This is a genomic window from Acidicapsa ligni, assembly GCF_025685655.1.
Classification (GTDB): Bacteria; Acidobacteriota; Terriglobia; order Terriglobales; family Acidobacteriaceae; genus Acidicapsa; species Acidicapsa ligni.
In genome coordinates this window covers 415,779-428,351 of the sequence record NZ_JAGSYG010000001.1, presented here as the reverse complement: position 1 = coordinate 428,351, position 12,573 = coordinate 415,779, and the positions used below count along the sequence as shown (strand labels likewise).

5 protein-coding genes are annotated in these 12,573 nt (G+C 59.9%); 3 read left to right on the top strand and 2 right to left on the bottom strand.

The window, feature by feature from the left end; all coding sequences use genetic code 11:
- Positions 1-12: 12 nt before the first annotated feature.
- Positions 13-717, bottom strand: coding sequence for a nicotinate (nicotinamide) nucleotide adenylyltransferase (gene nadD, locus OHL19_RS01685; protein WP_263355846.1), 705 nt, complete (start codon positions 715-717; stop codon positions 13-15).
- Positions 718-893: 176 nt separating this feature from the next.
- On the opposite strand from nadD, the gene OHL19_RS01680 reads away from it, so the two are divergent.
- Positions 894-2,183 carry a GGDEF domain-containing protein gene (locus tag OHL19_RS01680; protein WP_263355845.1) on the top strand — a complete coding sequence of 430 codons (1,290 nt, stop codon included), beginning with the start codon at positions 894-896 and terminating at the stop codon, positions 2,181-2,183.
- 56 nt (positions 2,184-2,239) lie between these two features.
- Positions 2,240-2,650, top strand: coding sequence for a vitamin K epoxide reductase family protein (locus OHL19_RS01675; protein WP_263355844.1), 411 nt, complete (start codon positions 2,240-2,242; stop codon positions 2,648-2,650).
- Between the two features lie 228 nt (positions 2,651-2,878).
- On the opposite strand, the gene OHL19_RS01670 is transcribed toward OHL19_RS01675, so the two are convergent.
- Positions 2,879-4,525, bottom strand: a complete 1,647-nt coding sequence (locus tag OHL19_RS01670) for a two-component system sensor histidine kinase NtrB (protein ID WP_263355843.1) — start codon at positions 4,523-4,525, stop codon at positions 2,879-2,881.
- 349 nt (positions 4,526-4,874) lie between these two features.
- On the opposite strand from OHL19_RS01670, the gene OHL19_RS01665 reads away from it, so the two are divergent.
- Positions 4,875-12,182 (top strand): choice-of-anchor D domain-containing protein, encoded by a 7,308-nt coding sequence (locus tag OHL19_RS01665; RefSeq protein ID WP_263355842.1) that lies wholly within the window; start codon positions 4,875-4,877, stop codon positions 12,180-12,182.
- The last annotated feature ends 391 nt before the right edge of the window (positions 12,183-12,573 follow it).

Below are 12,573 nucleotides of genomic sequence, written 5' to 3'. Positions count from 1 at the left end.
CTGGGGGTTTGGTTATTGGTAGAGGTGGTGTTGTTGGATGTAGTTGAGGACTTTGGGGGAGATTAGTTGGGGTTTGGTGTGGTCTTGAATTTGGTCGCGTATTTCGGTGGCGCTGATTTCGAAGTTCAGGTCGGGGAGTATATATAGGTCGGCTTGTTGGCCTGTGGAGTTATGGATGCGGTGGTGATGAGGATCGTTTGTAGAGGTTAGGGTCAGGGATGCGGGGAGGTAGTTGCCGGGGGTGGTCAGGTCTTCTTCCGGGCGGGAGGCGACGATGAGCGTGGCGGCGAAGGGAATCTCGGAGGCACGGTGCCAGTTGGCGAGGTTGCGGAAGGAGTCGGCGCCGAGGAGGAGGAAGAGTTCTGAGCCCGGGAGCTTTGTGTTGAACTGGGTGTTGAGCTCGGCGCGGAGCTGGGCCAGGGTGTCGATGGTGTAGTTGGGGGTTGGGGCTGGTGTGTCGATTAGAGAATCGATCAGGGAGAGAGCGAAATTCGGTTCATCGGCGATGGCTAGTTCCGTCATGGCGATGCGATCTTCAAAGCTGGCGGTGGAACCGGAGGGCTTGAGGGGTTGGAGACCTACGGGCGCGAAGAGAACCTGATCCAGGGCCAGGGTTTGCTGGGCAGCGCGGGCAATGGAGATGTGTCCGAGATGTGGCGGATCGAAGCTTCCTCCAAAGAAAGCTACCCGGTTGCCACCAGGAATATGTATGCCCATGAAATTTATGGTAACTGGTGACTGTCAAAGGAAATCGTAGAAGTTATTCAAATATTTGCTGTAAAAATCCAGAAGTCGGCTAGAATTGGGAAAACTTGAGGTTACTTCGGTTACCCATGTACCTACTTTCCTGGTTTGATAGCCGAACTTTGCTCCTCTGTCAGAGCCTGCTGACAGTGACATTTGCCTTGGTCTTTTTCTGGATGAACCGGGTTTGCCCGGGAGTGCGCGGAGTGCGATCCACGGCGCTGGGATTTGCATTTGGCGTGCCTTGCACTCTGCTGCTGATGCTGCGGGGGGATATTTCTGCGTCTGTGTCCATTCTGATCGGCAACCTGATGGCGCTGCTAGCTTATTCGCTTATTTATAACGGCGTTATGCGGTTCGTCGATGGGAAGAGCCGGTTGCGGCTGGTGTGCGTTTCGGCTGCGGTGAGCCTGGGAGTGGTGGCTTACTACAGCGAAGTTCGAGATGATGTTGTGCCGCGCATTGTGGCGATGACGGTGTTTTCCGCGATGCTGCAGGGGATGGCTGCGTATGAGTTGCTGAAGCGCTCGCGCACGTCGGTCAGCCGCGGGACGATGCTGTTCCTGGGAAGCTTTATGGGCCTTTATGCGGCCTTTACCCTGGAACGCATGGTGGAGACGGTGCTGCGTGGAGCGCCCTCGAATTACCAGGCGGCGAATGCTATGCAGACATCGACGATGGTGGCGACGATTCTGTTTCTCTGTGCTTCGGGATTTTGCTTTTTGCTCATGACGAGCAACGAGATGATCACGCGGAGCAGGGAAGCGATGGAGTTGGATGCGCTGTCGGGCGCGTTCAATCGGCGAGGAATTGAGGCGCGGCTGACGCTGGAGTTAGCGCGAAGCATGCGGCATGAACAAAAGCTGTCGATTGCGCTGGTGGATGTCGATTATTTCAAGGAGATCAACGACACGCTGGGACATACGAGAGGCAATGCGGCGATCCGGGAGATTGCGGCGGCCATTAGCAAGCGCCTACGCAACTGCGATTACCTGGGGCGATATGGCGGGGATGAGTTCCTGGTGGTGCTGCCACAGACTTCAAATGTAGAGGCGACGCTTGTGATGGAGCGCCTGCGACGAGCGACGGGGGATCTGGATCTGCCGGGTACTCCGCACCAGCTTACGCTGAGCGTGGGGGTCACGGAGGCTGGTCCTGAGGACGATGTGATGACGTTGATTGCGCGCGCGGACGAGGCTCTTTACCAGGCTAAGCATGCGGGCAGAGATTGCCAGCAGACGCTGATGCCTGAGGTTACTTTCAGCGGAGTGCTGGGGATACGCGGCAACGCTGAAAGACGAGCGGCGATCAAGAAGCAGGTGCGTGCGGCGCTCCATGCTGACCGGGGGGCTGAACTGGCGGCTGAGCTAGGGACTGGCATGGGAGCCGGTATGGAGGGTCGCCTGGGACACGAGGATAGCCGCACCGATGTAGCTTAGAGTTCTGCCTGGGACGGGATTCTCGAATTAGACGTGTGGCTGGTAGGATTCTGGTCATGCGATATTTAATAGCTCTTTTGGCTTTGGTGGGCGCAGTCGTGGCGGGACTGGCGCTTCAGGTGCACTACTCCACGACGACCGAACCCTGCTCCATTAATGAAAAATGGGACTGCGGGATTGTGAACCACAGTCCTTATGCGGTGATTGGGCCTGTGCCTGTGGCGGCGATAGGAATTCTTGGCTACCTGGTGCTGGCGGGATTGGCGCTGGGGCGGCGCAAGGGTCTGACGCTGACGGGGGCGGTGATTGGGCTGGGGTTTTCGCTGTACCTGACGCACATTGAAAAAGATGTGTTGCTGGTGTGGTGTGTGTATTGCGTGAGTTCGCTGGGGATTATTTCTTTGCTGACGCTGGCTACGCTGGTTTGGACGTTTGTGGATCGCCGGCATGCGGGGATTGTTGGGTAGGGTGGTTGTTCTCGTTTGTTTTGTGGGCTGATTTTTTGGCTTTGAGTGGGTTGACAGCAGACTCCCTTCGGGAATGACAGATGGAACGGCAAGGGCGAAGGCAAGAGCTAAAAGCAAGGGCAACAGCAAAAGCAAGGGCTAACAGCAGATTCCCTTCGGGAACGACAGCTAGAAAAGCAAGGGCAACAGCAAGAACAAAAGCAAAGGCAACTGCAACTGCTTGGGGTATTAGTTGTTTTTTGTTTGGGGGGTTGGTGGGGTCAGGGGTAGGAACAAGGTGAAGACTGTGCCGTTGCAGTCTGGGCCCTGATTGCTGCGTACGTTTAGGCGGCCGCCGTCGCGGTCTATGATTTCTTTGCTTAGCCAGAGGCCCAGGCCTGCGCCGCCTAGTCCTTTGGTGGTGAAGAAGGCTTCGAAGATATGATTCCTGGTTTCGCGGCTCATACCTGAGCCGGTGTCGGCTACGGTGATTCTTACGCCGCTCTCGCCTGTTTTCCAATCGGTCGCGGACTGGCTGCTCAGGATGAGGCGGCCGCCGTGGGCGCTCATGGAATCTACGGCGTTGGATACGAGGTTATTGAGTATCTGCCGTATCTCACCGTCAAAACAGACAATCTTCTGTGACGTAGAACGGCGGCGCTCCACGCGGACGCGGTGGCTGAGGATGCGGCCATGATAGATGGAGAGCACGGTTTCGAGGAGTTCGTCGCAGGTGACGGCGCGCGGATCTTTGGTCTGCTTATGAAAGCGTAGGGTCTGGTTGGCGATGACCGAGACGCGGCGAATTTCGCGTTCGGCGATGGAGAGAAATTCGTGGATCTGGGGTAGCTCGTCGCTGTGGTTGGCGAGATAGAGCAGGTTGGTGACGGCTTCCAATGGGTTGTTGATCTCGTGGGCGATGGAGCTGGCGAGACGGCCGAGGGCGGCGAGTCTTTCGCTCTTGAGGAGGGCGTCTTCGGTCAGCTTTTTGCGGGTGATTTCGCGGGATACTACGAGCAGTTGGGAGATGTTGGAGCTTTCGTCTGCGGAGTTTGCGAAGTTATCGTTGCGGATAGGCGTGATGGTGTTCTCCCACCATGTTTCTTCGCCGGTGGGGGTGATGTAGCTGCCTTCGCATGTGCCTACTCCGCCGAAACGGGCCGTACGCAGGGCCTGTTCTGCGCTTTGCCTGTTGTTGACTCGCCAGAAGCTTAGCCAGGGCAGATGTTCGACAACGGAAATGTCGGCGATACCGAGGCGGGCGAGGCCTTCGTCATTCATGGACAGGATGTTTCCATCGAGGTCGAGCACCTTGATGCAGTCGCGGGTGCTGGCGAGGATCTGGCGTATGCGCTCTTCGCTGGTGCGGAGAGTGGCTTGAACGCGGGCGCATTCGTCGTCCTGCAAGGGCGATTCGGCTGCTTCGCTGAGGACTCCGACTACTGCGCCACGGTTATAGATGGGGGTGAGGGTGAAGTTCTGAAGGGTGCCATTTATTGCATGAGGGAGGAGAATGTTGTGTTCGCGAAAGGATTCGCCTCGGTGAAAGACGGCATCGTATTCAGGGCCAAGGGTGGTCCAGATATCTTTCCATACTTCTTCGCCGGAGCAGCCGAGGGCTTCGGCGTCTGGATTGGAATGATGGTTTGGGATGAATGGCCGGTAGGCGTCGTTATAGAGAAGTGTGTACCTGGGACCCCAGAAGATGGCGATGCTTATGGGCGAGGACAGGATGAGATTGATACAGGCGAGGAGCGTGTCCGACCAGCCCTGGATGGGGCCGAGAGCTGTAGAAGACCACGCATGAGCCCGGATGCGATCGGCCATAGCTCCCACGGCAGGGATGAGATGGCGTACGGAGGGCTCGATGTGGGGTGGCCGGGCGTGCGCGTTCATACGGGGTTAGAGTCAGTTATCCCCATTAAGGTTGGAGGGGCTTATAAATGCGTTGTCTTCTATGTTGTTTGTGGATGGTATAACTTCAATTTTTGGTTGTGCTACATACTGGATATTTTGTAGTTTCGCGGCTGCGGTATAAGTTCAGGCTATAATTACGCCAAATTCCAAAACAAGAAAAACCAGTGTTATTGCCCTTGCAGAACTGTACATGTTCCTCAGGTCTCGCCGTTTGATTCGATAAGGGTTCTTTGGTGTGTGGCTGCGTTTGCGGTCCTGCTGAAGTGCCTGTGGCGGGGTGAGGATGCGCGGAACTGTTTGCCGGGTCTGTATTCGCCGGGTCTGTCTGATGTTTGGACTGTGGGCAGGAGTGTGGCTGGGGGTTGTCTGCGCATGGGGGCAGGTGACGGTTGGGGCGAAAGCTGGGCTTCAACCGGTTGCTGGGCCGGTGTCTGGACCGGTGCCTAAACAAGCGTCTGAACCGGCGCGGGTGCGGGCGGCGCGGCGGTTTCTGGAGCGGCGGGGATGGCGGGGTGCTCGACAGGGGCAGGTTAGACGGGCAGGTCATGCTGCTGGGTCTGTTAAGGCGGGGCCTGAGGCTGCTGCGACGGGGCAGGTGTGGGCTGCTGGTGGGCCGGTTGGGGTTAATTCTGCTGCGTTTGGGCTGGTTACGGGGCGGGTGAGTTCGGTGGCGTTCGATCCGTCGGATGCTACGGGGAACCATGTGTTTGTCGGGACGACGGGCGGTGGTTTGTGGGAGTCAGTAAATGCGGCGGCCAGCAATTCGGCGAGCGTGGTGTTTTTGCCGTTGACGGACCGATTGGCGGCGCTGACAGGAGTGCAGCAGGCGGGAATCAGTGTGGGCGCGGTGACGGTGCAGCCAGGGGCTACGGGGGTGATGCTGGCGGGGCTGGGCGATCCGAATGACGCGCTGGACTCTTACTATGGCGCGGGTTTGCTGCGGTCTACGGATGGCGGGGCGACGTGGTCGTTGATCCAACAGACAGTGGACTTTGAGCAGGGATTCAGCACGCAGGATTACTCCTTTGTGGGCGAGGGGTTTGCGGGGTTTGCGTGGAGCACGACGAATGTTCAATTGGTCGTGGCGGCGGTGAGCCAGGCGTATGAGGGAACGCTGGTCAATGCCGGTATTGTCTCGGCGAGCGCGGGCGGCGGGGCGGCGAGTTATGAGGGGTTGTACTACTCCAATGACGGGGGCGCGAGCTGGCACCTGGCGCGGATTACGGATGGAGGCGGTCAGGATGTGCAGGGGCCGGAGGATGTGTTTACGCTGCCGGACGGAAATGCGGCGACGGCGGTGGTGTGGAATCCGGAGCGGCAGGTATTTGTGGCTGCGGTACGGTTTCATGGGTATTACCAGTCGAGCGATGGGGTGACGTGGACGCGTATGACGGCCCAGCCGGGATCGGGGCTGACTGCGGGGAATTGTCCGACGGAGGCGGGCGAACCGGGGGTAGCGGGGTGCCCGATGTTTCGAGGGAGCCTGGCGGTGAATCCGTTTACGGGGGATACATTTGCGTGGAGCGTAGATGAGTTCAGCCAGGACCAGGGGATCTGGCAGGACCAGTGCGGGCTGAGCGGCGGGGTGTGCTCGAACCAGACGATTTCATTTGGAGCACAGTTGAATACGGCGGCGCTTGAGGCTGACCCGGCGAATGGCGATTTGACGATTGCCAATGGAGACTACAACCTGGCGCTGGCGGCGGTGCCTTCGCTGCAGGATACGCTGTTGTTCGCGGGTGGAAACGACCTATGGAAGTGCAGTTTGGCGGCGGGCTGCGTGTGGCGGAATACGACGAATTCGACGACGTGCATGAGCGCGGATGTGGCGGAGTATGAGCATGCGGTGGCGTGGAATACGGGGAATTCGCTGCTGATGTTTTTGGGGACGGATGGGGGATTGTGGCGTTCCTGGGATGATGTGGGCGAGACGGGTTCGGTGTGCGCGGGGACGGATGCAGGGCATGTGCAGAATCTGAATGCGAGCCTGGGGGTATCGGGATCGCTGACGGAGGTGGAGTCGCTGGCGCAGTCGGGGGCGACGGCGGGGACGATGCTGATTGGGATGGGGGCGAATGGGTTTGCGGGGGTGGTGAATGCTCCGGCGGTGGCGGGAGACTGGAGTTCGGTGCTGGGCGGCGAGGGAGGTTCGGTGGCAATTGATCAGACGAGCCATGTGAATAGCTGGTTTGCGAATGCGGGGGCAGGAGTGGCGATCTACCACTGCGATTCGAGTACGGCTTGTACGCCGGGGGCTTTTGGGGTAAGTACGGGGCCGGTGATTGGCGAGGCCCAGGTGGCGAATGACGGATTGACGATGGCCTATCCGGCGAGCTTTCGGATGGATGCGGCAGATGCCACGCAGTTGCTGGTGGGGACTTGCCGGGTTTGGCGTGGGCCGGCGACGGGCGCGGGATGGACGGGTGCGAATGCTATTTCTCCGGTGCTGGACGGCACGGGTGGGGGCGGGAACGGCGCGGGCGGAAGCTGCGAGGGGAATGGGCTGATCCGATCGATTGCGGCTATGGGGACTGCGGGCGGCGGCGAGGTGATCTACGTAGGAATGGCGGGGCAGGAGGATGGCGGCGGGGTGGTCGCGGGGCATGTGTTTATGGCGACTGTTTCTGCGACCGGGGTGGTGAGTGGATGGACGGATCTATCGCTGGCCGGGGTGACGAATACGCAGCTTGCGTTCAATGCGTTTGGGATGGATGTGAGCAGTTTGTATGCCGATCCGCATGACGCTACGGGCGGAACGGTTTATGCAACGATTGCGGGATTTTCAAGTGTGCAGGAGCCGACGCAGCAGGTGTACGGGATGGTTGGGGCGGTTGGGGCTGAAGCGCAGTGGACGGCGCTTACCGGGAATCTATCGAATGCTCCGGCGAATGCGGTGGTGGTGGACCCGCAGGATGCGAACACGGTTTATGTGGCGATGGATATTGGGGTGTTCGTTACGCGGGATGTGGGGAGTTGCGGGACGGGTGCGGCTTGCTGGGCTCCGTATGGAACGGGATTGCCGCAGTCGCCGGTGACGCAGTTGATTGCCACGCCGACGACGGCGACGAGTGCGGTGCTGACGGCGGGAACGTATGGGCGGGGAGTGTGGCAGATTCCGCTGGCGTCGGCGGGGGTGGCGGTAGCCACGGCGACGGTTTCGCCGGCTTCGCTTACGTTTGGGAGCTACACGGTGGGGGTGAGTTCTACGGCGCAGAGTGTGACGGTGAAGAATACGGGGTCTGCGGCGCTTGCGGTAACGAGTGTTGCGTTCACGGGCGATGCGGCGGATTTCAGCGAGACGGATACGTGTGTGGGGCAGGCGCTGATGAAGAATGCCACGTGCGTGGTGAAGGTGAGTTTTGCGCCGACAGATGCGGGGAGCCGTAGCGGCGAGCTGGTGATTGAAGCGAATGTAACTGGCGGGCAGATGCAGGTTGCGGTGAATGGGACGGGATTGGCGGCGGGGAATGTGACGCTGCTGCCGACGAGTCTGAGCTTTGGGACGGTGCAGGTTGCGACCAGTGCGACGACGCAGGTGATCAATGTGCAGAATGTTGGCGGAAGCTCGGCGACGATTAGTTCGGTGACGGTGACTGCTCCGTTTGTGAAGTCGGCCAGTACATGCGGAAGTTCGCTGGCCGCTAACTCGGCATGCGCGGTCACGGTGGGTTTTACGCCGACGCAGGCGGGGCCGGTTACAGGTACGTTCTCAGTGAAGGATAGTTTGGGAACGCAGAGCGCTGCGCTGACTGGGACGGGGATTACCGGGGCAACGGATACGTTATCGACGACGAGCCTGAGTTTTCCATCGACGGTGATGGGGCAGGTTTCGGCGCCGCTATCGATACAGATTACGAATTCGGGAGGGTTGCCGCTGACGGGGATTGGGACTTCGTTGACGGGAGCGCAGGCGGCTGAGTATTCGGCGGTGAGCAATTGCGGGAGCACTCTGGCGGCGGGGGCTTCGTGTGCGGTGTCGGTGACGTTTGCGCCTACGGCTTCGGGAGCGGCGGGGGCTTCGCTGTTGATTTCGGATGCGTTGAAATCGCAGACGGTGAAGCTGACGGGAACGGGGTTGCGGCCGGCGGTGATTACGGTGAATCCGGTGACGATGAACTTTGGCAGCGTGCAGATGTTTGTTGCCAGCGCAGCGAAGACGCTGACGATCGGAAACTCGGGCGGGTCGCCGCTGGCGAATCCGGGGTTCACGTTTACGGGGCCGGGGAGTGCGAGTTTTTCGGTGGGTACGACGAGTTGCGGAACGAGCCTTACGAACGGTAGTTCGTGCACGGTGCAGGTGATCTTTACTCCGCTGGCGGCGGGTGCTACGACGGCGACGCTGACGGTGGGATCGAGCAGTCCGGGGGTGGCGACGGGGACGGTGGCGCTGATGGGGACAGGGCTGACACCGCCGACGCTTGGGGTGTCTCCAGCGTCGCTAAACCTGGGCGCGCTGGTGGTGGGTAATTCGACGAACGCTTATACGGTGCAGGTGACGAACACGGGGCAGACGGCGATGAACCAGCCTACGTTCGCGATTACCGGGGCGAATGTGGCGGATTTTGCGCTGCAGGTTCCGACGGATATTCCGGCATGTACAGGCGCACTGGCACCGGCGGCGATGTGCAGCATACAGGTGATCTTTTCTCCAACACTGGTGGGCGTGGAGACTGCGGAGCTGACGGTAACGGCGGTGGGTGCGTTGCAGTCGCCGACGACGGTGAGCCTGATGGGAACGGGAACGCCGCTGATCCTGTTGCAGGCAAATCCGATGAGTTTGAGTTTTCCGAAGACTCCGGAGGGAACGGCGAGCGCGCCGCTTACGGTCTCAATAAGCAACCTGGGGCGGCAGATGGCGAATGGGCTGGCGTTGGCGCTGGCCGGGCCATATCAATTTGTCCCGTCGCTGACGACGTGCGGAACGAAGCTGACGGCGGTGACTTCATGCACGGTGGGGGTGAGTTTCGATCCGACGGCGAGCGGGGATGCGCCGGGAACGCTGATGGCGACGGTGACGAATATTGCGGTTGCTTCGCTGACGGTGCCGCTGGATGGAACCGGCGTGGCTGTGGGGCTGATTCAATTGATGCCGACGCAGATGACGTTTGGGAGCGAGGTGCTGGGAGATACCTCCGCTGCGCAGACGGCGACGGTGACGAATGTGGGCGAGGCGGACCTGGCGGGGGTGAAGGTGAGTGTTACTGGAACCGTGACCGGGGAGTTCGGATTGAGCGGGAACATGTGCGGGGATACTCTGGCGGCGGGGGCGAGTTGCACGACGGGGGTGACCTTTACTCCCTCGACCAGCGGGAACCAGGCGGGGGTGCTTACGGTGAATACGACTTCGGCGGGGGTGATGCCGGGGACGGTGGGAATCATGGGGACGGGGATTCCGGCGGGAGAGCTGGAGATCAATCCGGCAGTGGTCAGCTTTGGCGAGATAGTGGAGGGACAGACGAGTTCCGCGCAGATGGTGACGGTGACGAATGTGGGACTGATCGCGCTTGAGGGACTGCAATATGTGATCGCGGGGAATTACAACCTGACGCAGAACAGTTGCGGGGTGGAGCTTTTGAGTGGCGCAAGTTGCAGCATGGAGGTGAGTTTTGCGCCGCTACAGGATGGAACGCTGATTGGATCGGTGACGATATCTTCGACCAACGCGGGGTTTGTGCCGGTGGTGGTGGGGCTGACGGGGACGGGCTTGTCGTCGGCGAAGCTGGCGGCTGCTCCGACGCAACTGCTGTTTGGTTCGGTGGCTGTGGGAATGAGCAGTGCGGCGTTGCAGTTGACGGTGACGAATGGTGGAGCGGAGGCGTTGACGGGGCTGCACTTTGGCGTGGCGGGTGGTTTCACTGGAGCGGGTACCGGGGCTGGAAGTGGGGCTGGAACTGGAGCCGGAACGGAGCCGTTCGCGCTGGGGCCGGGAAATTGTGGAGAGAGCCTGGATGCGGGGGCCAGTTGTTCGGTTCCGGTGACGTTTGTGCCGACGGCGGGTGGGGATGCGAGCGGGATGGTGACGATATCGACTACCAGCCTGGGGGTGGCGGCGGCGACTGTACCGGTGACGGGGACGGGAGTGGTGCCGCCAGCGGTGGCGGTGTCTCCGCAGACGGTGAACTTTGTGGCGACAACGGTGGGTCTGACGACTCTTTCGCAGACGGTGACGATCAGCAATACGGGTGGGCAGGAGTTGACCGGGCTGACGCTGGGGATTTCAGGAACGGCGGCGGCGGACTTTCACATGGGCACGGCGACGTGCACGGGAACGCTGGAGGTGGGAGCTGCGTGTTCGGTGCGGGTGTATTTTTCGCCGACGGGAGCGGGCGGGCGGCAGGCGTCTTTGACGGTTTCAAGTACTACTGCGAGCGCTGTGGCTACGCTGGCGGGAACGGGGCTGACTCCGGCGGTGCTGACGGTGACTCCGGTTCAACTGACGTTTGCTACGACGTTGCTGGGGCAGGTGAGTGCGACGCAGACGGTGACGGTGACGAATAGCGGGCAGACGACGGTTCCAGACCTGAGCTTGTATGCGACGCCGGGATTTGAAGTGGATGCTGCTAGGACGACCTGCACGACGACCCTGTTGGCGGGAGCTAACTGCGCGGTGGGAGTGGCGTTTGCTCCGGTGGCGGGCGGTGCAATTACGGGGGCGCTCACTGTTAGTTCGGCGGTGTCGGCGGAGAGTGGAACGGCTCCGGCAACGGTTGCGCTGAATGGGACGGCGGCGTTGCCACCGGGGATTCAGACGATGCCGGAGGCGCTGGTGCTGTTCGGGGCGACTGGGGCTGGGGCTACTGGAATTGGAGCTACGGGGATCGGGCAGGCGGCTCAGCCAATCCAGGTGACGTTAACCAATACCGGGACAGTTACGGGGCTTACCGGGCTGAAGCTGGCGGTTGATGCGGCGGGGATGCAGGCGGGGTTTGGACTAAGTGGAAGTACATGCGGGGTGACCCTGGCGGCTGGCGGCAGTTGCACGGTCAATGTGACGTTTACTCCGACGGCGGTGGGGCAACTTACAGGAAACCTGGCTATCTCCAGTACGAACGGGACGAATACTGCGATGCTGACGCTGGGTGGGACTGGGTTCGACTTTCAAATGGGGGTGGTGGGAAGCGCGTCGGCGTCGGTGGTGCAGGGGCAGACGGCTAACTACACATTGTCTGTAACTCCGCTGGGAGCGCCGGGAAGCTTTACATTTCAGTGCGGGACGTTGCCAGCGAATGCGACGTGCAGCTTGAATCCGATGACGCTGCAAGGACTGCCGGAGAATGTTAACGGGAATGTCTCGGTGGGGATATCTACGGGTGCGCCTACATCTTCAAATGCGTCGCGAAATGTGTCACGGGAGAGCGCATGGCCTGCAGCTGGAGTTTTGCTGTGCGGGTTACTGGCCATGCCGTGGGCGTGGCGTAAACGAAGGAGCTTGCTATTGGGAGTGGTGCTGTTGGCGGCAGCGGCTGGAGCGGTTGGCATGATGAGCAGTTGCACGAGTTCGGGCGGACAGGGCGGACCGGGTGGAGGAAAGAAAATACCTACCGGCGGAACGCCGTCGGGGACTTATCCAGTTACGATTACGGCCAGTGCTTCGGGTGTTACACATACTTTTATGGTGACACTGGTGGTTAATTAGAGGCTTGTCTTTAACTGGATTTGTGTGATGTAAGAGGGCAATCGGGAGCTAGCTGGGAGACGGCAAGGTTGTAAGAATGCGGAGAGTATGGCCTCAAAATGAAGCGTTTCAAATTTTGACTGCGAAGGATGCGTTACCGCCTAATTTATATGGGGTGAGAGTTCGCTTTGCCGTGCTTTCTCATGTGAAACGATCTGTGACTTATGCGTGTAGATAGTGCGGGCCTCTTGAATATTTGCCGCATCGAGATGGATGCTGGTATTGAGTCAGTTTGAGGGGATTGTTTTTTTGTGAAGAGGTTCCCTTTGGGAATAACAATTAGAAAGGCAACGGCAAGGGCTAACAGCAGATTCCCTTCGGGAATGAGAGACAGAAAGGCAAGGACAACGGC